This is a genomic window from Allobacillus halotolerans, from assembly GCF_018967645.1.
Taxonomy (GTDB): Bacteria; Bacillota; Bacilli; order Bacillales; family Alkalibacillaceae; genus Allobacillus; species Allobacillus halotolerans.
This window is the reverse complement of record NZ_JAHLZF010000017.1, coordinates 37,844-58,097: the sequence shown is the minus strand read 5'-3', so window position 1 is coordinate 58,097 and position 20,254 is coordinate 37,844. Positions and strand designations below refer to the sequence as shown.

The 20,254-nt window shown below is 37.7% G+C and carries 25 protein-coding genes and 1 tRNA gene; 12 read left to right on the top strand and 14 right to left on the bottom strand.

Annotated elements, in window-relative coordinates:
• Window positions 1-58: 58 nt before the first annotated feature.
• From KQ486_RS11080 to KQ486_RS11055, 6 genes are all read right to left on the bottom strand, one after another.
• Window positions 59-748, bottom strand: coding sequence for a coiled-coil domain-containing protein (locus KQ486_RS11080; RefSeq protein WP_216687653.1), 690 nt, complete (start codon window positions 746-748; stop codon window positions 59-61).
• On the bottom strand, window positions 748-1,023 hold the full coding sequence (locus tag KQ486_RS11075; RefSeq protein WP_216687652.1) for a hypothetical protein: 276 nt from the start codon (window positions 1,021-1,023) through the stop codon (window positions 748-750). Before KQ486_RS11075 ends, KQ486_RS11080 begins: the two co-directional genes overlap by 1 nt.
• Window position 1,024: 1 nt before the next feature.
• Window positions 1,025-2,554, bottom strand: coding sequence for a YfjI family protein (locus KQ486_RS11070; RefSeq protein ID WP_216687651.1), 1,530 nt, complete (start codon window positions 2,552-2,554; stop codon window positions 1,025-1,027).
• A 3-nt stretch (window positions 2,555-2,557) separates the two neighbouring features.
• The gene (locus KQ486_RS11065; RefSeq protein ID WP_216687650.1) at window positions 2,558-3,331 is read right to left on the bottom strand and encodes a bifunctional DNA primase/polymerase; all 774 of its coding nucleotides are present in this window, start codon (window positions 3,329-3,331) and stop codon (window positions 2,558-2,560) included.
• The gene (locus KQ486_RS11060) at window positions 3,324-3,512 is read right to left on the bottom strand and encodes a helix-turn-helix domain-containing protein (RefSeq protein ID WP_246569297.1); all 189 of its coding nucleotides are present in this window, start codon (window positions 3,510-3,512) and stop codon (window positions 3,324-3,326) included. The genes KQ486_RS11065 and KQ486_RS11060 overlap by 8 nt, the downstream gene beginning before the upstream one ends.
• An 86-nt stretch (window positions 3,513-3,598) precedes the next feature.
• Window positions 3,599-3,847 carry a helix-turn-helix transcriptional regulator gene (locus tag KQ486_RS11055; protein ID WP_216687649.1) on the bottom strand — a complete coding sequence of 83 codons (249 nt, stop codon included), beginning with the start codon at window positions 3,845-3,847 and terminating at the stop codon, window positions 3,599-3,601.
• 157 nt (window positions 3,848-4,004) lie between these two features.
• Between KQ486_RS11055 and KQ486_RS11050 the strand changes: the two genes are divergently transcribed.
• Both KQ486_RS11050 and KQ486_RS11045 read left to right on the top strand, forming a co-directional pair.
• A complete protein-coding gene (locus KQ486_RS11050; RefSeq protein WP_216687648.1) occupies window positions 4,005-4,523 on the top strand; it encodes a helix-turn-helix domain-containing protein in 519 nt (172 codons plus the stop codon).
• Between the two features lie 149 nt (window positions 4,524-4,672).
• On the top strand, window positions 4,673-5,806 hold the full coding sequence (locus KQ486_RS11045) for a tyrosine-type recombinase/integrase (protein WP_216687647.1): 1,134 nt from the start codon (window positions 4,673-4,675) through the stop codon (window positions 5,804-5,806).
• Window positions 5,807-6,003: 197 nt separating this feature from the next.
• On the opposite strand, the gene KQ486_RS11040 is transcribed toward KQ486_RS11045, so the two are convergent.
• Window positions 6,004-6,075 (bottom strand) — tRNA-Val (locus KQ486_RS11040).
• Between the two features lie 81 nt (window positions 6,076-6,156).
• Between KQ486_RS11040 and KQ486_RS11035 the strand changes: the two genes are divergently transcribed.
• From KQ486_RS11035 to KQ486_RS11020, 4 genes are all read left to right on the top strand, one after another.
• Complete coding sequence (locus KQ486_RS11035; RefSeq protein WP_144160001.1) at window positions 6,157-6,351, top strand: hypothetical protein; 195 nt, start codon at window positions 6,157-6,159, stop codon at window positions 6,349-6,351.
• Window positions 6,352-6,436: 85 nt separating this feature from the next.
• Window positions 6,437-6,817, top strand: a complete 381-nt coding sequence (locus KQ486_RS11030) for a carbonic anhydrase (RefSeq protein ID WP_246569296.1) — start codon at window positions 6,437-6,439, stop codon at window positions 6,815-6,817.
• A 100-nt stretch (window positions 6,818-6,917) separates the two neighbouring features.
• Window positions 6,918-7,742, top strand: coding sequence for an alpha/beta fold hydrolase (locus KQ486_RS11025; RefSeq protein WP_144160007.1), 825 nt, complete (start codon window positions 6,918-6,920; stop codon window positions 7,740-7,742).
• Window positions 7,743-7,782: 40 nt separating this feature from the next.
• Window positions 7,783-8,043, top strand: a complete 261-nt coding sequence (locus KQ486_RS11020) for a hypothetical protein (protein WP_216687646.1) — start codon at window positions 7,783-7,785, stop codon at window positions 8,041-8,043.
• Here KQ486_RS11020 and KQ486_RS11015 read toward each other — a convergent pair.
• From KQ486_RS11015 to KQ486_RS10990, 6 genes are all read right to left on the bottom strand, one after another.
• Window positions 8,033-8,653, bottom strand: coding sequence for a flavodoxin family protein (locus KQ486_RS11015; protein WP_216687645.1), 621 nt, complete (start codon window positions 8,651-8,653; stop codon window positions 8,033-8,035). The two genes, KQ486_RS11020 and KQ486_RS11015, sit on opposite strands and share 11 nt — an antisense overlap.
• A 61-nt stretch (window positions 8,654-8,714) precedes the next feature.
• Window positions 8,715-9,518 carry a (2Fe-2S)-binding protein gene (locus KQ486_RS11010; RefSeq protein WP_144160016.1) on the bottom strand — a complete coding sequence of 268 codons (804 nt, stop codon included), beginning with the start codon at window positions 9,516-9,518 and terminating at the stop codon, window positions 8,715-8,717.
• 179 nt (window positions 9,519-9,697) lie between these two features.
• Window positions 9,698-10,507: a (2Fe-2S)-binding protein gene (locus KQ486_RS11005; RefSeq protein WP_216687644.1), complete on the bottom strand. Its 810-nt coding sequence runs from the start codon at window positions 10,505-10,507 to the stop codon at window positions 9,698-9,700.
• Window positions 10,485-11,309, bottom strand: a complete 825-nt coding sequence (locus KQ486_RS11000) for an ABC transporter ATP-binding protein (protein WP_216687643.1) — start codon at window positions 11,307-11,309, stop codon at window positions 10,485-10,487. Before KQ486_RS11000 ends, KQ486_RS11005 begins: the two co-directional genes overlap by 23 nt.
• A gap of 36 nt (window positions 11,310-11,345) precedes the next feature.
• Complete coding sequence (locus KQ486_RS10995) at window positions 11,346-12,398, bottom strand: FecCD family ABC transporter permease (protein ID WP_216687642.1); 1,053 nt, start codon at window positions 12,396-12,398, stop codon at window positions 11,346-11,348.
• On the bottom strand, window positions 12,395-13,396 hold the full coding sequence (locus KQ486_RS10990; protein WP_216687655.1) for a FecCD family ABC transporter permease: 1,002 nt from the start codon (window positions 13,394-13,396) through the stop codon (window positions 12,395-12,397). The genes KQ486_RS10995 and KQ486_RS10990 overlap by 4 nt, the downstream gene beginning before the upstream one ends.
• A 230-nt stretch (window positions 13,397-13,626) precedes the next feature.
• Here KQ486_RS10990 and KQ486_RS10985 point away from each other — a divergent pair, with 230 nt between their 5' ends.
• Together KQ486_RS10985 and KQ486_RS10980 are read left to right on the top strand one after the other, a co-directional pair.
• Window positions 13,627-14,613, top strand: coding sequence for an ABC transporter substrate-binding protein (locus tag KQ486_RS10985; RefSeq protein WP_216687641.1), 987 nt, complete (start codon window positions 13,627-13,629; stop codon window positions 14,611-14,613).
• Window positions 14,614-15,085: 472 nt separating this feature from the next.
• Entirely contained in the window at window positions 15,086-15,346 is a 261-nt protein-coding gene (locus tag KQ486_RS10980) for a hypothetical protein (RefSeq protein WP_144088551.1), read from the top strand.
• Between the two features lie 659 nt (window positions 15,347-16,005).
• Here KQ486_RS10980 and ku read toward each other — a convergent pair.
• Window positions 16,006-16,899: a non-homologous end joining protein Ku gene (gene ku / locus KQ486_RS10975; RefSeq protein ID WP_144088552.1), complete on the bottom strand. Its 894-nt coding sequence runs from the start codon at window positions 16,897-16,899 to the stop codon at window positions 16,006-16,008.
• A 150-nt stretch (window positions 16,900-17,049) separates the two neighbouring features.
• Here ku and ligD point away from each other — a divergent pair, with 150 nt between their 5' ends.
• The 4 genes from ligD to KQ486_RS10955 all read left to right on the top strand — a co-directional run bounded on the left by ligD (window position 17,050) and on the right by KQ486_RS10955 (window position 20,239).
• Complete coding sequence (gene ligD, locus KQ486_RS10970) at window positions 17,050-18,780, top strand: DNA ligase D (RefSeq protein ID WP_216687640.1); 1,731 nt, start codon at window positions 17,050-17,052, stop codon at window positions 18,778-18,780.
• Window positions 18,781-18,832: 52 nt separating this feature from the next.
• Complete coding sequence (locus tag KQ486_RS10965) at window positions 18,833-19,009, top strand: hypothetical protein (protein ID WP_186279584.1); 177 nt, start codon at window positions 18,833-18,835, stop codon at window positions 19,007-19,009.
• Between the two features lie 370 nt (window positions 19,010-19,379).
• Window positions 19,380-19,835, top strand: a complete 456-nt coding sequence (locus tag KQ486_RS10960) for a LytTR family DNA-binding domain-containing protein (protein ID WP_144160034.1) — start codon at window positions 19,380-19,382, stop codon at window positions 19,833-19,835.
• Window positions 19,835-20,239: a DUF3021 domain-containing protein gene (locus KQ486_RS10955; protein ID WP_186278514.1), complete on the top strand. Its 405-nt coding sequence runs from the start codon at window positions 19,835-19,837 to the stop codon at window positions 20,237-20,239. The genes KQ486_RS10960 and KQ486_RS10955 overlap by 1 nt, the downstream gene beginning before the upstream one ends.
• The last annotated feature ends 15 nt before the right edge of the window (window positions 20,240-20,254 follow it).

Below are 20,254 nucleotides of genomic sequence, written 5' to 3'. Positions count from 1 at the left end.
AGGCGGCGTACAATAGATTCGAGAAGTATATCATAACACCTTAAAAAATTTGTCCAATTTAGTGTTGACATACCATGTAATGCTCTTTATTGTGTGGAACTACTTTCATTGGACTTGCTTTCACATTTGAACTAGGTTTCAATAAGCCTTCTACTCCATACAAATACTCTGGTATAGTGGTAAAGATTAAACTATGGTAACCCTTACTCCATGGATCGTTAACTATTCCTTGTAACTCTCTTTTTAACGTTGTATTTCCCATTCTTGCTCGCTCTTCTCCTGTTAGTTCACGTTCAACATATACGCCAATATCATTAATGAAAGCATTAACCTTTTGAAGTTCTTCTTTTTCGTCTTGTTCCATCTTGTGATATAAGTTACGGATCTCATACAACTTTTCAATAATCTTTTTATTTGTTTTATAATGTTTCTTGGTGAGGTTAGCCTTATGGCTTCTTAATAGCTCTTTAGCTTCTTCAAAAATTTCCTTACTCTCATTAACCAAGTTATCTCTTTTTTGTATTGCACTATCTAAAGCCTGTTGAATGGTGTTGAGGTCATTGGTCACCCCCTTATTCTTTTCAATATCTTCAAGCTTATGGCTGTTAGGATTAACTATCTTTCCTTGAAGTTCTGCTTTCTTTCCTTCTAGTTTTTCAATGTCTTTGTTGAGTTCTTCCAATGGCTCATGGATTTTCTGCAAAAACTCATTTGCTCCATTAATATGAGTATGTCTTTCATAATTCATTATTTTTCCCCCTTAAATAGTTCCATATTTTCTTGAATTAGTTTTTGTCGCTTGGTAGCGTCTTTCTCGTTCATAATTGCTTGTTTACGTTCCTCACGTTTCATATAATCGGCTTTCTTAGGTGGTTGTTCTTCCTCTACAATCTGACTATTAATATTTCTCAATTTACTCATTAAACCTAAATTATCTGATTCCATAACTACTTGTGACAATTCTTGATAAGCTTTTTTATAATCCATAATATCTCTCCTTTTGTTTTTGTTTGTCTGTTCCATATTAGATATTCACCCCCTTTTCTAGCACATGAGGATTAACGTAAATGACTTGTTTCCTACCCTTTTTAGCCTGCTCGATATAGTGGCGATCTTCCAATTCATCTAGCACCTCGCCAAGTTTTTCAGTATCAAAGCGGTGTTTCACTAATTGATATAGATCACGTCTTGGAATTTCTTCTTTTAGCTGGTCTATGATACGTTTTAAAATATACTGATTATCTTCTAACTTGGAATTACTTCGCATAACCCCAAACGTAGCCTTGGCGTGTGCTATCATGTACGGTATTAAGTTTCTAGCACGTTCTAGGGTTTCTTTACTCACCATAGGGGTGAAACTATCACTTAGTGCATAGTCGCTTACATGTAGCAATCCAGCGATTTTAAATACCTTTTGATTGAGTCGACTTCCCCAATTCTTGAGGGGGTCACTTTCCCTTAGTTCACCATCTTCTCTTAATCTTGCTTCGTTTTCGTCAATGATCTGTTTCTTCAACTCGTTTGCTTCTTCTGTGAACTCTAATGTTGTTAGTTCTCCAAATAGATTTAATAAGCGTTTAATGGCCTTAAAATAGCTCGTTCTTACTTCTTCAGTTATATACTCGGTTTCATCACTTAGGTTTCTATAACCAACATTTGAAGGTGGTAGACTGAAAATGAACCTTTGAACAAAACCCTGCTCCATAAAGTCACGATTTAATGATTGAATGATATTCTCTTGCACAAATAAACACATATTGAGATATGGCTCATTTAACTGAATAGACTCCCTGCCTACTCGGTCTATATTGATTTTTTCGCCATCATAAGCACTTAAATATAGTTCAATATCACTTGTGCCATTACTTGAATACTTTCCAGCTATATTCTTGATGACTCCGCCACCTTCAGCGGTCATAATAGCCATTTTCTCCGCTTGTTCCTTCAGTAACATACCAAGTTTTTCGGCTGTTATATCTGAAGTGAAAAACCTAGGAGATTCTATTTTGTCCTTTTCAAGTTCGATTATCTCTGCTGTGAGTGCTTGTATTTCCTTCATAGATGTTTCTTCAGCTTTTTTGGCATACTCACCGCTTAGGTGATCCCTACGCTTATATAAGGCTTTTAATCTTTCCTCTTGGTTAGCTAGTTCAATTTTTAACGCTTCTTGTTCTTCTGCTTCATAGTCGTCCAATGGTTTGCGATAGTTTTTAAGAGTCCTAGATTTACCCCCTCCGCTTTCCATGGTTGCCATTACATAGAGATTTAGAGATTCACTCCAGCTATGTTTAACCTTGATTTTAAAGCGATTTGTTGAGATAATAGATAGTATAGAAAGGGCGGACAATGAACCTAAATCATTAGGCGTTTGCGTTGCCTTGCTAACACTTTCTATATACTCCCTAAGCCAAGTAGGGAATATTTCAACAGGAAATTGTGGTAGACTCACACTCTCGAAAGGTATCGGCTGACTCCATTCGTGTTCGTGAGTCTTATTTTTTTGTACTTTTTCAGCTTCTTGAATATCATTTAATAATTCTTTAGGTAGTGCCACGTTTTACGCTCCTTTCCTGCGTTGTATTTCTCTGTTTAGTACAGATCTGAATGTTCTCAATAACTCTTCTTCTTCGATTGGCGGATTGTTTCGGTCATTCCAAGCCATTAATAATTCCCAAGCTAATTCCAAGTTATCGAAAAACCTTCTGACCAGTAGACCGCTTAATGAGGTAGCTGATTCATTTCTTGCACCTTCTCCAACGCCTTGTATTATGCTATTCCAATGGCTTTTAGGTTTGGCTTGGTGTTCAACTCTGTTTGGCTCTTTAATCATCTCTATAAGCCATCTTGGAGCTTCTGCAATGTGCGTTTCTAGTGGGTGGTTAATCCATTCATAGCGGTTGCCTGTTTTGTCGTGGATTGAAGGCGAAACGACCAAATATCCATCCTGCCCCTTTATGTCCAAACCTTTCTGAAATTCTATTCTGTTCTTTATTCCTTCTTCGTACTTAAAAAGGAAGTGCGAACCTCCGCCACCTGTTTTCGCTTGAATCGTATGTGGTAGAACTCCGTTTTCTGTGATTAAATTGAATAGCGTATCTTGGCCATTGTTCTTTACGTCAACGTCTAAGGCAAAAAAACCATTTTCAAACCCTGTTGGAATGCCTATATTAGCGTTAGGCCACCTCGTCCACCATTCTTTTATCTGTTCTTCATCTCTTGTAGCGTCTTTAAATCCGTTAGCTGTGAGAGGATTTTTGCTCTTTGGTACGAGAGGGAAAACACTCCACGTTCTAAGTCTTGCATACGCTAAAGCTGATTCTAGATTACTCATAAATTCTTTCTTCCTTTTCACTCAACCATTTTTCTATGCTGTCCAATTTAAAGACCAAACGCCTACCAATACGGATATGAGGAATTGCTTTTTCTCTCGTCATCTTATAGATCATGTCTTTACTTAATCCTAGGTACTCGGCCACCTCGCCAACTGTTAATGTAGAACGCTTAATTTCCATTGATATCCTCCTAACTTAAAATGCTCACTCTTGGCAATTTTTGTATAGCTTAAATGCTGAATCGCTTCTACTTGTTCGTATTCCAATTAGATCACTTCCTCTTTTTGTCCGTTATCAACGGACGTTTGGATTAAAAAAATATCTTCAATATTTACGTTCAATCCTTTTGATATCTTGTTTGCAATTATTGGTGACGGGTTGCGTTTACCATTGATTATTTGAGAAACATAAGCACATGATACGCCAATCTTTTTTGAAAACCCTCTAAGGCTTTCCCCCTCCTTAGCAATTAATAAAAGTACTTCTTTTTTGTTTTTTAAAGTTAATCTAACCAACTAAATTCACCTCCTATTAGATGATTTGTATTTATTGTAATATTACTGTCCGTTATTGTCAAACATATTTATCATTTTCGCTAAAAATTGTTTGACAACAGCAAACACTATGGTATATATTTTAGGTACTTACAACAAAACAAAGGAGGTGAAAATAGTGTCATTAGGACAATATCTAAAAGATCTGAGGGAAGGTAAAATGTCACTAAGGGAAACAGCAAGAAGGGCTGGCATTTCAAGCTCTTATCTTTCTCAACTTGAAAATGGACACAATAAAAGACCTAATAAAGATGTATTAAAAAAGTTAGCTTCAGCATTAGACACAACTTATATTAGTCTTTTAATGAAAACCGATCTAGTTCAAAGTGAAGTAGATAAAAGAGCGGAAATAGCAATGTTGTTGAACGAATCTTCTGACCATGACACTGACCCGTCTATTAATCCTGAAGGCTTCCCTCAACCTAATACATTGAAAAAAACCATCAATGTTCCTAGTCAATACAAGATAGGTGAAGAAACAAAGCACTTTGAAAATAGCGACCTCTTAGATCTCTACTATCTTATACACTTAGCGATTGATAATAATGACAACATTAATTTGACTTTCAAAAACAAACCAATTGATAAAGAGAAACTTCCTAAGGTATTAGAAGCCATTCGGTTGTACTTGGATTAATCAATTGAGGAAGTGGGGCGACAAGTGAGGGAAGTGGGAATAAGCGGGGGAACAGCCCCCTCCAGTCGCAACCCTTGATATAAAAGCATTTAGGGAAATTGGGGGAATTGGGGTAACGTTTTTAACATATATACGAAAGGGGTAATGAAATGGCTGGTAGTATCCAAAAAAGAGGAAAAGAGTCTTGGTTATTAAGTTATCATGTTGGTTATGACTCCAAAGGGAAGAGAATAAGGAAAACTAGAACTGTACAAGCCAAGAATAAAACTGAAGCTGAAAAGTTACTCGCCAAGTTTATTGTAGAAGTGGACGCTGGAAAACATATAACTCCTACTAAAACAACCTTTGGTGAATATGTCCATCTGTGGAAGATTGAAAAAGAAAAAGCAGTTTCACCATCTACAATGGAAAATTATAACTACGATCTAAAGAATTACATTTTACCAAAGTTTGAGGATTATAAATTAAAGGATATAACACACATATATATAAATGACTTTTTGAAGGAATTAGAGAATGAAGGTCTAAAGTCTGCCACCATTAAAAAGAAATATAACCTTTTGAACAGCATTTTTAAAATGATAGAGAAAGATGATTTATTACCAACTAATCCAATGAAAAAAGTGGAAGTTCCTAAAGTACAGCATAAAGAAGGTGACGTTTATAATTCTAAGGAATTAAAGGAACTCTTCCTATTATTGAATGAGGATAACAATAAGCAGATGGCTTTAATTGTTAAATTAGCTTTAAAAACAGGTATGAGAAAAGGTGAATTATTGGGGCTTCAATGGTCTGATATAGACTTCTCAACGAATACCATTCATATTAAACGTTCGTTGAGCTATACCAAGGATAAAGGTTATTTCCTTAAAGAGCCAAAAACTAAGGGATCTAATAGGAAGGTAGCACCACCTAGAAAACTAATGGAAGAATTGAAGAAGCATATTTATATAAAGAAAACTGAAAGAATGGAAGCTAAGGAATTGTGGGAAGGTGGTAAATACGAGTTTGTGTTCTCCACTGACTTAGGAAAACCACTCAATCTTGATTATGTTAATAAATGGTGGAATAGATTTCTAAAGCGTACAGGATTTAAGAAAATTCGCTTCCACGATCTACGCCATACAGCTTCAACAGATTTAATTAATCGTGGAGCAAACATTCATTCTATATCTAAACGCCTTGGCCATTCCAATATAACTACTACGCTTAATATATATGGCCACTACCTAGAAGAAGCTGACCAAAAAATAGCTGATATGTTAGATGAAGATTATATATAAAAAAAGACCTCACAATAAGTGAGATCTAACCCCTAATTTAGCACCGCTTAGACGGTGTTTTTTGTTGCCATTATATACGAACACACATTCTAATTTTAGAATTGGTCAACAATTGGACAACAACTAAGCATTATTTATAACCATTCTAGTTAGGATTAAAACTCTCAATCCCTTATGGCTCTAAGGTTAGGTAGGTATGACTCCGATTGGACTTGAACCAACGACTTCCACCCTGTCAAGGTGGCGCTCTCCCACTGAGCTACGGAGTCATTTGAGATAAAGTTTTTGTCGACAATTACTAATATAATGTTTTATACTGAACTTGTCAATCTTTTTTTGGAGGTTTTATTATGATCGCCAGAATACTTACTTTTCTGTTAATTGGCGGACTACTATTGGCAGCAATTGCCGTAGCAGCACCTCAATACTTAACTGAATTTTGGATTGTTTTAGCGCTTTTATTTTTAATTGGTATATCGACCTTAGTTATTATTTACTTAAGAAGGGCTATATCCTTAATCAAGGAAATGAATGCTAAGGAGTAAATTGATTCATTTTTTAGATATTACTTTCAATTCGCACTCCCTTCGAATAAACTATAGGTAAAGAGAGTCTTTGGGAGGGGTTATGATGTCAAACCAATTCGTAACAGCAATTAATTGTATGGATGGCCGTGTACAAGAGCCGGTCATTAAATGGATGAAAGAAAAATACAATGCTACCTATGTCGATATGATTACAGAAGCAGGTCCGAACAAAACACTCCTTTATGGAACCGACGAAGATAGAAAAAGAATTAGGGATAAAGTGGACATTTCCTATCATAATCATGGTTCTAAAGTTCTCGCTATCGTTGGCCACCATGATTGTGCAGGTTATTCACTTGAAGACTCTAGAAAAAAAGAAAAAATTAAATCAAACGTACAAATGTTTAAAGATTTGGGTTATGAAATGGAAATCATCGGACTTTTTGTAAATGCAGATTTTGAAGTCGAAGTTGTAGTTGATTAATAAGATGCCGTTCAAGTGATTCATCATGCTTGAGCGGTTTTTAAATGCATATTTTTAATCCGTTTGGGGAACCTCGTTTGTATGGGATTGGGGTGTAAAAATGGCAGATGTTCAACTGACAAAAGAAACAATTGAAATCAATCATACAAAGATCTATTGTGAGCATGCAATAAACGATCGGCCACCGTTATTCTTAATACACGGCTTTCTTGCCTCTACATACACGTTTAATCGAATAATTCCATTATTGGCTGAAGATTTTTCAATAGTGGCATTCGATTTACCAGGGTTCGGGAGCAGTGAGAAATCTACTTCTTTTAATTATTCATTTGAGAGCTATTCACAGTTCGTCAATGATTTAATGGATTACTTTCAATTGGATAAAGTTTTTATTGCAGGACATTCCATGGGTGGCCAAGTTGCTTTGTACACTGCGAAAAACTTTCCTGATCGTGTAAATAAGCTCGTATTATTAAATAGTTCTGGTTACTTAATGAGACCTGCACAAAAATATGTGACAGCTTCTTATCTTCCTTTTTTCCCATCATTTTTAATGCGTTATTTTAAACGAATAGGTGCTGAAAAAACATTACAAAATGTTTTATATGATCACTCGCTGATTAATCAAGAAATGATTGATGTATACGAAAAACCTTTTTTAAAGAAAGATTTTTATCGCTCATTAGTACGTCTCATCAGGCAGCGGGAGGGCGATCTATCTCCCGAACAACTTCGTTTAATTCATCAACCTACATTGTTGCTTTGGGGGAAGAATGATAAAATCACCCCCCTTCGAACAGGAAAACGACTGGCAACAGATTTACCGAATGCAACCTTGAAGGTATATGATCAGACTGGACATCTGATCACAGATGAACGACCGAAAGAGATTGTTAAGGAAATGAAGCAATTTTTACTTGAATAGTCCATCTTTAATCACTTTTGATTAACTGGTGGTCGAGCGGTTGCATCGCTTTGTCGAGCGGTTGCATCACTTTGTCGAGCGGCTGCATCGCTTTGTCGAGCGGTTGCAATGCCTGGTCGAGCGGCTGCATCGCTTTGTCGAGCGGTTGCATCGCTTTGTCGAGCGGTTGCATCGCTTTGTCGAGCGGCTGCATCGCTTTGTCGAGCGGCTCGAGTGTTTTGCAATGCCGACGCCAAGAAAAAGCCCTGAACGAAGAATCACTCCTTCGTCCAGGGCTTTTATACTTACGTTTATTTTGTAACATTTCCCTCTGCAGGGATTGGTTTCGCATTCAACATTCGTGCGAAATGAGTAGTGTTATAAGCTAGCGTTGTAATGGCGTTTTGGGTGAAGTCGCTATCTGTGCCAGCTTCCATATAAGATGGACCCGGACCTGCTTCACCTACCCAATAGGCGTCGGCGTTTGGTGGAATGGTAAATCCTAAATGGCTCAAACCATAAATGATGTCGTGTGAAGCATGCTTGGCGCCGTCCTCATTACCTGTAACCACTGAACCTGCAACACGGTTGTAGAAAATCTCTTGGCCTTTGTCATTCGTTTGTCCACTGCTTCCGTTCAGTCGCTCTAGAGCCTTTTTGGCCAAGCTACTTTTCTCACCTAACCATACTGGTGATCCAAGGATAAAAATATCTGCATTAAGGATTTTTTGGAGGATTCCAGGCCATTCATCACCCTCACCTAAATCATCTGAAATTCCAACAGGAATATTGTAATCGGCCATCCGCAATACTTCTACTTCAACGCCTTCTTTTTCATAAACTTTTTTCGCCTCATCAAATAAGGCTTCTGTATTAGATTTTTCACCACTTTTCTTAAGTGATGTGTTTAAGAATACACATTTTAAAGCCATAAAAAATACCTCCTATCTATAAATTCTTTTCCCGTCAGATAGGAGGATTAAACGAAGTTGGTTACTGGACCATCTCTACAGCCATGACGTGACGTTTCGTTCGCATGCATGCTTCTTTATTAACATCCGATTTCGGACAACCTTTACAATACTTACCGCTATTTGTTTCATAATTAAAGCAGCATGTCCGGCGTACACGGACCGGTTCATCTTTACCTTCTACTTCAATTTTATTCGTATAAAAGCGTTGTAATGGGTTGAAGCTCGTTTGGAAGAATTCCCCCTTCAATTGGAGGAGATAAGCAAAGTCATTCCATGCTTCCTTTTGTTCATACAAGTTCAATACTTCACTTTGTAACTTCGATTCATATAATTTATAAATATAAACAGCCACATTCTCCCATAACAAAGGAGTTGGCACTTTTGCGACTTTGTTGATTGCCTGAACATAATAGGAAATCTCACGGATACTTTTTTCCAAATATGCATTGCGGTCTGCACGATTAATTACTTCTGTTACTTTATCTGTCTCGCTATATAAGTAAGGCATCCATTTTTGTTTTTTCATCGCTGAAATGATATATCGATTGTCGGCACTAAAGTCTATTTTTTTATTGAAAACAGCTACGGTATATAGAGCAGGAACGAATAGTATGTTTGTTAAACGTTTTATTAGTTGTGATCCTACAACCAATAACTGGTCTGTTTGCAAGATTTCACCCGTCTGCTTTAGATAATCATATAGATAGCCTTCATCTAATAATGATTGAACTACAACAGGTTGGTCAGTTAAGTTGTTTTGAAATAAAATTCGAAATGTTTGTTGTAGCTGTTCTTTTTCTATTCTTGTAAGCGTCATTTCCATATTGATCATCCTTTACGAATTAACCTTTTCATGATTTAACAAACCTCAGACATTTTTAACAACTCAATCTATACCTCATTATAGCTTAAATGATAATCATTCTCAAACATAGTATGTCAATGATTAAAATGACACAAAAAAAACCACAGCTTATTTACTGTGGCGTGAATGGCTCTATCTCATTGTTTGATTGCTTCTATAGGCAAAACCTGTCTTTTCGTTACCATACATGCAGCCTTATTGACGTCTGTCTTTGGACAGCCTTGGCAATACTTTTTTCCAGCCTTTGTTTCATAGTTGAAACAACACGTTCGTCTGATACGGATCGGTTGATCATTTCCTTTTACATCGATTTTATTTGTATAAAAACGGTGTAATGGATTAAACCGTTCGTCAAAACACTGCGGATCAAGCTGTAACAAGTAAGCAAAATCATTCCATGCTTCTTTTTGTTGGAGTAATGTAAGGTCTTGATCCTTTAACCGTGTCTCATATAACCAGTAAATATAGACCGCGACATTTTCCCATAATAAAGGCCTTGGCACTTTTGCTACACGATGGACAGCTGTAATGATTTTTGCGATTTCTTGAATGACTTGTTGGAGATAAAGTTCACGGTCGGATTGATCCTCAACAGAAGTTGCATTCCAATTTTTCTGATATAAATGGGGCAACCATAATCCTTCTTTTATTCTCGATACTAAATATAAATCATCCATTTGTATGTTTAATTTCTTTTTGGAAGTGGCTAATAAGAAAAATGCTGGAACAGTTAAGATAAATCCAAGTCGTTTAATAAATTGAGAGCCCAGTGCCAATAGCTGATTTGTTTGAAACTGTTCCTTCAAATTCGGCAAGTAGGTTGATAAAAATTCTGCGTCACGTAATTGTTGGAATGAAACGGATGTATCTGTTTCATCCAAATCAAAAAGAATTCGAAATTGATTTTGGAATTGCTCTCGATTTTCAGGCATCCATTTTTCTTTCATGGTCAGCATCCTTTTTACGTCTTCCCCTACTGAATGGAATACACATTGGTGTTCCACTATGCGGGTCATTCATAATTTGGCAACGAAGACCAAAAACATTCGCCACTAATTCTGGTGTTACGATAGTGTCTGGGTCACCTTGTTGATAAATATTTTTATTGCTGATTGCTACGATATGATCAGCGTAACGACAAGCAAGATTGATATCATGCAACACCATCACGATTGTCCGATTTTCTTCCTCATTCAAATCACTCAACAAATCCAAAATATCAATTTGATGGGTCAAATCTAAGTAAGTCGTTGGTTCATCGAGTAAAATAATATCTGTATCTTGCGCTAAATTCATCGCAATCCAAGCCCGTTGACGTTGTCCACCGGAAAGTGAATCTACTTTTCTTTCGGATAAATCTTTTACTCCGGTTACTTCCATTGCCCGCTGAACCGCTTTTTCATCTTTCTCAGACCATTGATTTAACCAACTCTGATACGGATACCTTCCCTGTTTAACAAGTTCAAGAACAGTCAAACCTTCCGGAGCTACAGGTGATTGAGGTAATATCGAAAGCTTCTGGGCAATTTTTTTCGTTGGCGTCCGCGCAATATCAGCTCCATCTAATACGACAGATCCATCTTTCGGTTTTAGCAAGCGTGCCAGTGAACGAAGCAATGTCGATTTCCCAGAACCATTCCCTCCGATGAATACAGTGATTTTTCCTTTTGGAATCACTAAATCAAGCTCTTCAATGATGTCTTCTTCTCCATAACCTAGCGTCAATGCATTCGTACGAATGGCATCCATTCCAAACACTCCTTTCAGGTCGATCATTCTGAACCTTTATTGATTTCTACTTTTGTATAGCAAATAAATGAAATACGGTGCACCGATCGCTGAAGTGAGCACACCTACTGGGACCTCAAGCGGTGCGAATGCCGTGCGTGCAATTAAGTCAGCCGCAATGACAATACATCCACCGACCAAAGCTGAGACTGGTATAAGCGATCCAAAAGATGAACCAACTAATCGTCTAGCCATATGCGGAGCCATCAAGCCAACAAATCCGATTCCTCCCGCAAATGCGACTGCGATTCCAGCTAAGGAAGTACTAAGGGTAATCAACATGAATCGGTCACGTTGAATGAGGCTACCTGCATTCGCTGCAAGATCCTCACCTAGCTCCTGAACATTTAATCTTCTTACATAAACAAACAAAATGGCCATCAAAAGAAAGAACCACGGAATAATTGTCCAAACTTCACTCCAATTTGCACCATTTACACTTCCAGTAATCCATATATTTGCTCGTGAAGCCGTAAATATAGGTCCTAAAATCATAATCATGGTTGTAAATGCTTGTACAGCAGCTGAAACTCCTATACCTATGAGTACTAACCGTATGGGTTTGATTCCACCTTTTTTCCAAGCAAGAAAATAAACAAGAAAGCCTGTGACAATCGCTCCTATAAATGAAGCAAGTGGTAACCACTGAATACTGACCGTTAATGTATTGCTCCGATCACTGAAAAAGGCTAAAAATCCGACGGTCGCGAATGCAGCCCCGCCTGTGATTCCGATAATATCCGGAGATGCCAATGGGTTACGAATCATGCCTTGCAGAATCGCGCCTGATACGGCTAATCCAGCACCTGCAAACAGGGCCATTAATACACGAGGCATTCGAAAAGATTGTACGACTAAGTTATTCATGTCTGAACTGGAGTCGAAAACCGCTCTGACTACTTCTAATGGTGACACTTTTAATTGTCCAATGCCTAAGCTTAAGATAATTAAAATGATAGTTAATAAAACTAAACCGATCACATAAGCTATGGATCGATAATTCATTAAAAATGAAATATTTCCAATTCGAAAAGGCACATATCTCTTCATTCGTTAATCCCCCTTCTTGCAATGTAAATAAAGAAGGGAACTCCAATGAATGCAGTCATGACACCTACTGGAACTTCTGCTGGCATAATGATGTATCTCGCTCCAATATCGGCTATCAATAATAATACTGCTCCTAACATGCCACTGTAAGGAATAACCCACCGATAATCAATGCCTACCATCCATCTGGCGACATGCGGAATGATGATGCCAATGAAACCAATCGGCCCAGCAACCGCGACAGCTCCACCTGCCAATAGAACAATTGTCAATGCGGCCAACACTTTTATTAACCACGTTTTTTGTCCTAATCCTTTGGCCAAATCTTCTCCCATAGCAAGGACGTTGATTTGTTTTCCAATCAGTAAGGATGCGACCAAGCCAATAAGTATATATGGAAAAACCGCGACTAATATGTCTAAATCCCTTCCTTGCACAGAGCCTGCAAGCCAAAATAATGCCTGATCTAATGATTGCTCATTTAATGTAAGCATTCCTTGTGTCAAAGATGAAAATAAAGCTGCAATGGCTGCACCAGCTAATGTCATTTTTATTGGTGTCAAGCCATCTTTTCCTAAGGTGCCCAATGAATAAACAATGATCACCGCTAATGCTGCTCCTAAAAAGGCCAACCATGTAAAGGACATGAGAGATGTCATGCCAAAAGCGGTAATTCCAAGAACGACGAAGAAACTAGCACCAGCATTCACACCAAAGATACTCGGTGAAGCTAATGGGTTATTCGTAATACCTTGCATAATCGCTCCGGCGATCGCTAAACTCGCTCCAACTGCTGCAGCGATGAGTGACCTAGGAATCCGGGTGTCCTGAATGATAATATGCTCATTCGATCCATCGAAATGAAGAAATGAATCAATGACCATTTGTGTATCAATCTTTGTCAACCCCCAGATGACACTTCCCCACATAAAAAACATTACGAGAATTGAACCAATTCCTAGCCCAATCCATTTCCCTTTATTTTTTTCTATCATAATGATGTTACCTTTCTACACTGAAACTCCGTAGGTACGGGCAAAATAGCACATAGCTCTCACCAGTCTAGATGAACGTGTCTAGTGTGTCAAAACAGAAAGCGCTTATAAATTAGCTTTTACATAAAAGATAAATAAAATTTAATAATTTTGTTGACACTCTTATTATAAATGATTACGATAGTTATTGTAAATGATAATCATTCTCACCAAGGTGAATGGAGGAACAGAAAATGAAAAAAAGCATATTTTATTTAATTACTGGTTTACTCGTATTATTCTTAGCTGCTTGTGGCGGAGATGATTCGTCAGAAGAAAGTGGTAGCAATGAGAACGGTGACAACCAGACTGAAAGCGAATCAAGCAATACTTATGAGGTAGAGCATGCGATGGGCACAGCAACCATTGAAGAAGATCCGGAAAAAATTGTCGTATTGACAAATCACGGAACAGAAGCTTTACTCTCTTTAGGCATCACACCAACTGGCGCCGTCCAATCGTGGGTTGGCGATCCTTGGTATGAACATATTAGCGACGATATGCAAGGTGTTGAGGTCGTCGGTACGGAAAGCGACATTAATTTAGAAGCAATTGCTGCTCTTGAGCCTGACTTGATCTTAGCAAACAAAATGCGTCAAGAAGAACATTATGAAGCCCTTAACGCTATTGCACCAACGGTCATGGAAGAAACATTGCGAGGCGATTGGAAAGTAAACTTTGAATTGATTGCCGAAGCTGTCGGGATGCAAGACGAAGGCCAACAAGTACTTGATGATTACCAAAGCAAGGTTGAAGAACTTTCTGCAGATTTGGAAGACGCAGGTAAACTAGATACAAAAGTATCAATGGTACGCTTCATGCCACAAGATGTGCGTATTTATTATAAAGATTCATTCTCAGGAATTATCTTGGAGGAGATTGGATTAGATCGTCCAGAATCCCAAAAGAAAGATGAATTTGCAGCAAAAGGTGTTACAAAAGAACGAATCAATGAAATGGATGGTGACGTCATCTTTTACTTCACCTACCAAAAAGCTGAAGATGGTCAGCAAGTCCAAAGTGAGTGGACAGAAGATCCATTATGGCAAAACCTTGAAGCAGTTCAAGAAGGAAAAGCCTACGAAGTCAGTGATACAATCTGGAATACGGCTGGTGGCGTCATTGCAGCCAACATTATGCTCGATGACTTAAGAGAAAAGTTATTGAATGAAGGAGAATAATGCATAAGAAAAGTACCGGTGTTCATTTATAAGTAGTTCCGTTTCGGTGGAGAAAAGTTTAAATAACATACCATATGGGAGACCAAATCGCATAGCGATTCGGTCTCTTTAAAATGCTGTTATATCAATGCTTATGTTAAATTATCATATGAAATCGCATTGAAAATAGCATACTAAATAGCTAACTGACAATAGCTGTTGTCAATTGAATCTTTAGTATGCTAATTAGGGTTCTAATTGGAGTGTTATTTGGTGTGTAAACTTAGAATGAACAAAAGGCAGTTTTAGTGTTCAAAAGATAGCTGGCAACCTAAGTGAACGAATTGTTTTAAAGGTAAATGGAAATTTTATGTTAATATTAAAAATAGAAATTATGATAAATTGTACTTAAACTAACTGGTAATTTAGTGCAAGAGCTATGATTAACTGATATTTCAACAAACGGGCCATTTTGTTGAGAAAGGGGAACAGGATGAGTGTAATAAATATAATCGGCATAATTTTAGTAATAGTTCTGCTGGCATTGAGTTTGTTCAATGTTTCCTTAAGTAAAATAATTATAGTATTATTTATTAGTTCTCTTGGATTATTTGTTGTAAGAATGACTATTGAGAATAAGGATTTTTTAGATGCCTTTATAAATTCATTTGGTTTAATGACAATAATTTCGTTTGTCGTGGTTATCGTCAATTTTTATAAAAATCGTTCGTTTGAAAATAGCGAAAAGGAATAATGGGATTTCACCAACAGGGCGCGTTTGTGGAATAAAATGTGAAATGATGTACTTAAATTAAAGTGTGAATTAGTAATACAAGACAGTATAAAAGAGCAAACGCTTGGACATTAAAATGTTCAAGCGTTTTTGGTTGATATTTATACTGTTATTTTGATGTTAATTATAGTAATTTTTAGTGTGATAATCAGAATGTTTTTTCGCATTTTCTCCACAGTATCGGAACTACTTATGTTCATTTACCGGTACTTTTTCTTATTCCATTTGTATATGCGACCTAATTTCGGATATATGAGCCGAATACCTGAGATATGCTCCCCCGATCGCAACTTATGCTACCTTCTTTATTGTTTGTGCTCCCTTCATCGAATTTTATGAGCTCAAAGCTAAAATATATGTACCCTGCTAACTTTTCAATGAAGAAACAGTCGATACTTTTTCATTCCATTTGTATATGCGCCCTAATTTCGGATATATGAGCCGAATACCTGAGATATGCTCCCCCGATCGCGACTTATGCTACCTTGTCTCTTGTTTATGCTCCCTTCATCGTATTTTATGAGCCCAAATCGAAAATATATGCGCCCCTTTTCAAGCCTTCCCACAAAGAAAAATGCCCGTGAGTGACCACTCACGGACATTTTCTTCATTATATTTAACTAACCCGTCTTCTTCTCTTTTTTCTCGGAGGATTTTTTCTTGGATGTGCTTTTTTCGGATGATTTCTTTGCCGTCGATTTCTTTTGTGTCGACTTTTTCTTTATTCCGGTCGATTTTTTCTTGTTTTTTTGCAAGGATTTTTCTAAAGCATCCATCAGATCAGTGACATTATCCTGCTTTTTCGGTTCTTTTGGAATGGTGACTTCTTCCCCGTCTTTTTTCTGTTCGATTAAGTCCTCTAAATTTTCACGGTACTCATCTTTATATTGTGTTGGATCGAATTCCGCTGTTAGTTGGTCGATAAGCAATTTTGCCGTATCGAGTTCTTTTTTACCGACATCCTCTTGCTCAGGTACATTCGGTACTTCTCCGACATTTCTCACTTCATCCGGATAATGAATCGTTTCCATGATTAATGTATTTTCGTAAACACGAACGACAGCAAGGTGTTCTTTTGAACGAATCGTGATTTTAGCCACTCCTATTTTCCCTGTGTCTTCCAAAGCTTTTCTTAATAACGAATACGCTTTTGCTCCTCCTGAGTTCGGAGAAAGATAATAGCTTCGATCAAAATAAATCGGGTCAATTTCTTCCAATTGAACAAAGTCCAAAATCTCAACCGATTTATCATCATTTTCCTCTTTTAACTCTTCTAATTCTTCATCGGTCAAAATGACGTACTTCCCTTTGGCATATTCAAACCCTTTAACAATTTCATCGTTTTCAACATCATCGCGTCCACATTCTGGGCATGTTTTTTTATAACGGATCGGAGTCTTACATTCTTTATGAAGTTGGCGTAATTTGATATCTTTATTTTCTGTCGCAGAATGCAACTTTACGGGTATATTCACAAGGCCAAAGCTAATGGATCCTTTCCACATCGTATGCATAAGGGGCTTCCCTCCTAGTCGAAATCAAAGTATTGGTCCTCTTTATATTCCCGAATTCATACGAATTTATTCATTGGATAATGGTGTAAAGAGTTCATTTCTGTGGTATCAATAACTACGAGGCTTGTGTACATAAGGATGGTGATGGTCATGTGGAAACCAATGCTAACCACATACAGCGAGGATGCGCCAATTGGCGACCAGTGGCGCTATGAAGTGAAATACGACGGTTTTCGCTGTGGTTTGGAATGGAAAGCAAGTAGAGTTACCTTATGGTCCAGAAATGGAAAAGAATTAAATGATCAATTTCCTGAAATCATCAAAGCCTGTGAAGAAAACCAAGACGCCTTCGAAAATGCCCTTCCTTTATTGCTCGATTGCGAATTAGTGATTCCCGTCACGAATTTGCGTACCAATTTTTCTGAGTTGCAAACGCGAGGTCGAATGAAATCAACGGAGGCCATAGCAAAAAAAGCGGCGGAACGGCCTGCCAAGCTTTATGTGTTTGATTTACTGAAACATACCGGAAAATCATTAAAGAAAAAAACGTACCAAGACAGGCGCAATCAGCTAGAGAAGCTATTCAAAAAGAACCCGACCAAAAGGTTAAATCTGGTAGCCCAATACAAAGATTTGGCCAGCATCGAAGAAGATGTATTTTTGCATCAAGCTGAAGGCATTTTAGCCAAGAAAGTTGATTCAACCTATCAAGAAAATACACGCTCAAAACAATGGTTAAAAATCAAAAACTGGCGGCAGGTTCAAGGCATCGTTACGGGATGGAATCAAGCGAACGATTATTACGACCTTAGCGTTTATGACAAGCAAGAACTTGTTCCACTCGGTAAGGTAAAAAACGGTTTTCCAGACGACGACCGACAGACGTTGAATCAATTCATCCGAGAAAATGGACAAAAACTGAACCAATCCACTTGGCAAATCCCTGAAGGCGTTTGCATTGAAGTAAACTGTTTGAATGCACGCAATGGAGAAATTCGCGAACCGTTATTTAATCAGTTTCGATTTGATTTAGTTCCAAAAGAGTGTACGTGGGACCGCGTTCAAGAACAACTCGCCCAACTTCCGGAAGACATTGACTACTCAAATTTGGATAAACAACTGTTTTCCAAAGCAAGGAAAGTGGATTTATTGATCCATTTACGAAAAGTTGCACCATTGATGCTCCCCCATTTGTACAATAAAAAATTAACGGTCATTCGCTTTCCAGACGGAATTTATGAAGAGTCGTTTTACCAAAAACATGTCCCAGAATACGCGCCTGGATATTTCCAAGGAAATGAACATCTTGTCTGCAATGATTTAAAGAGTCTGATCTGGTTAGGCAATCATGCGGCATTGGAGTTTCATGTCCCTTTCAATCGGTTAGATGAAAAAAATCCGAGGGAAATGGTATTTGACATCGACCCACCAAATCAAAGCAAGTTCCCAGTTGCCGTAAAAGCCGCCCAACTGATCAAAGAATTATGCGATTATAAAGAGTTGGTCTCCATCGCTAAGACTTCTGGACGAAAAGGATTACAAATCCATATTCCAACGGACGGAGCATGGACGTATGACGAAACGAGAGAGTTCATGGAAACAGTAGCTAAAGTACTTGTACAAAAATATCCCGACTTATTTACGATTGAACGAATGAAAAAAAATAGAGGCGAACGCGTTTATATTGATTTCTTACAACATGCTGAAGGAAAAACAATCATCGCTCCTTACTCCCCTCGTGGACAAGGAAATGCAACGGTAGCCACTCCATTATTTTGGGAGGAAGTGAATGAAGATTTAGATCCGAATGATTACACGGTTTTTAACGTAGCTGAGCGGCTGCGTAAAAAAGGATGCCCTTTTCAATATGGTCAACAGTGAGGAATACTTTTCACTGGGAAGGGTATTTGTTGTTTATGAGGAGTGATAAACAATGCCTTACATCCAAATTAATGACCTCGATATTGAAGCCGCACCTTTTCAGGACTTAGCGCAAGCAAGACAGTTTTGTACAGAGGAACAAATCGTCGTGAAACATGAAGATACCTTTTATGTCGTGAACGAGACATTTGAAGAAGATCTAATCACTTATGGATATGAAAAAGTCTAATGCAATCATCACCGGTTGAGAAATTTCCGGTGGTGATTTTTTAGATTTGGCTCATATATGTTTGAATGGGTCTCATATTTCTGTTCAGCAGGTTCCTATTTTTGAAATTCATGCCTTTATATTTTTCTCATGGGAACATATCAGCCTAATTAGGCAAACACACGAGCAGGGTACATATGATCGCTATTAAGCGATATGACCTTGTCTCAGAAGAGGACTTTAATCAACGGTTATCGAAATAATGATTGTCGAGCAGCATGTCATGAACATATTAAGGTAACTTATCGCATCATTACAACGGGTTATGCAAGTGATCAACTACATAAATATTCAATCGACTATACTTTAATTACCGGGAGGAGGAACATTGTTGAAAGTAAAAATTGATCTGGATGAAAACCATCATGAAACGACCATCACGATTCATGCGAAGGAGTGGTCTAAAGAATTGGAACTCTTAGTTGAAAAATTAAAAGAACAAACAACCGGTAAATTGATTGGTACGGAAAATGACAAATCAATCCTACTACATCCAAACGAAATTGACTTCATTTATGCACAGGACCGAAAAGTATTTGCTGCCGTGAACAAAAGATCCATAGAGATTAACATGAAGCTTTATGAGGTGGAAGAATTGTTGGAGACTTATCACTTTACCCGCTTCTCAAAGTCAGTCATTGGAAACCTGCAACAAATAGATTCATTCGAGTTAAGTTTTAACGGAAACCTTTGTGTCTTTTTCCGTTCGGGTAACAAGGAGTATGTTTCACGGAAATACGTCATGAATGTAAAAGAAAAGCTTATACTAGGAGGTGGTTCGAAATGATGGCTGAAGCATTCAAAAGAAGTCTTGGCGGCATGGCGTTCGCAGCGTTAATCACGTTTATTTTCATTACAGTACTCTTAATTACAGAAACTGAATCAACTATTTTGGACATATGGAAAGGAATGTTCGGTTCTTTAATTATGGGGATTTACTTTGGCTCAGCGTCGTTGATTTTTGACAATGAAAAATGGAGCCCATTAAAACAGACAATCATTCATTTTTTCTTGTCCGTGACCGTTTGGCTTCCTCTTGCACTCCTTCTTGGTTGGGTACCTGTTGGAATCATTCCAATCGTGATGGGTTTAGTTGGTTTTGTATTTATTTACACAGTATTTTGGTTTGTTTTGCGGAGTTACTTTTCAAAAGTCGAAAAGGATTTAAATGAGCATCTCAAAAAAACGTAAAAAAATGGCTGGCAA

What these genes read in the sequence shown, in the direction of transcription:
- KQ486_RS11080 (WP_216687653.1), bottom strand. Translation starts at nt 748, where the DNA reads ATGAATTATGAAAGACATACTCATATTAATGGAGCAAATGAGTTTTTG.
- KQ486_RS11075 (WP_216687652.1), bottom strand. Translation starts at nt 1,023, where the DNA reads ATGGAACAGACAAACAAAAACAAAAGGAGAGATATTATGGATTATAAA.
- KQ486_RS11065 (WP_216687650.1), bottom strand. Translation starts at nt 3,331, where the DNA reads ATGAGTAATCTAGAATCAGCTTTAGCGTATGCAAGACTTAGAACGTGG.
- KQ486_RS11060 (WP_246569297.1), bottom strand. Translation starts at nt 3,512, where the DNA reads ATGGAAATTAAGCGTTCTACATTAACAGTTGGCGAGGTGGCCGAGTAC.
- KQ486_RS11045 (WP_216687647.1), top strand. Translation starts at nt 4,673, where the DNA reads ATGGCTGGTAGTATCCAAAAAAGAGGAAAAGAGTCTTGGTTATTAAGT.
- KQ486_RS11035 (WP_144160001.1), top strand. Translation starts at nt 6,157, where the DNA reads ATGATCGCCAGAATACTTACTTTTCTGTTAATTGGCGGACTACTATTG.
- KQ486_RS11030 (WP_246569296.1), top strand. Translation starts at nt 6,437, where the DNA reads ATGTCAAACCAATTCGTAACAGCAATTAATTGTATGGATGGCCGTGTA.
- KQ486_RS11025 (WP_144160007.1), top strand. Translation starts at nt 6,918, where the DNA reads ATGGCAGATGTTCAACTGACAAAAGAAACAATTGAAATCAATCATACA.
- KQ486_RS11015 (WP_216687645.1), bottom strand. Translation starts at nt 8,653, where the DNA reads ATGGCTTTAAAATGTGTATTCTTAAACACATCACTTAAGAAAAGTGGT.
- KQ486_RS11010 (WP_144160016.1), bottom strand. Translation starts at nt 9,518, where the DNA reads ATGGAAATGACGCTTACAAGAATAGAAAAAGAACAGCTACAACAAACA.
- KQ486_RS11005 (WP_216687644.1), bottom strand. Translation starts at nt 10,507, where the DNA reads ATGAAAGAAAAATGGATGCCTGAAAATCGAGAGCAATTCCAAAATCAA.
- KQ486_RS11000 (WP_216687643.1), bottom strand. Translation starts at nt 11,309, where the DNA reads ATGGATGCCATTCGTACGAATGCATTGACGCTAGGTTATGGAGAAGAA.
- KQ486_RS10995 (WP_216687642.1), bottom strand. Translation starts at nt 12,398, where the DNA reads ATGAAGAGATATGTGCCTTTTCGAATTGGAAATATTTCATTTTTAATG.
- KQ486_RS10985 (WP_216687641.1), top strand. Translation starts at nt 13,627, where the DNA reads ATGAAAAAAAGCATATTTTATTTAATTACTGGTTTACTCGTATTATTC.
- KQ486_RS10980 (WP_144088551.1), top strand. Translation starts at nt 15,086, where the DNA reads ATGAGTGTAATAAATATAATCGGCATAATTTTAGTAATAGTTCTGCTG.
- ku (WP_144088552.1), bottom strand. Translation starts at nt 16,899, where the DNA reads ATGCATACGATGTGGAAAGGATCCATTAGCTTTGGCCTTGTGAATATA.
- ligD (WP_216687640.1), top strand. Translation starts at nt 17,050, where the DNA reads ATGTGGAAACCAATGCTAACCACATACAGCGAGGATGCGCCAATTGGC.
- KQ486_RS10965 (WP_186279584.1), top strand. Translation starts at nt 18,833, where the DNA reads ATGCCTTACATCCAAATTAATGACCTCGATATTGAAGCCGCACCTTTT.
- KQ486_RS10955 (WP_186278514.1), top strand. Translation starts at nt 19,835, where the DNA reads ATGGCTGAAGCATTCAAAAGAAGTCTTGGCGGCATGGCGTTCGCAGCG.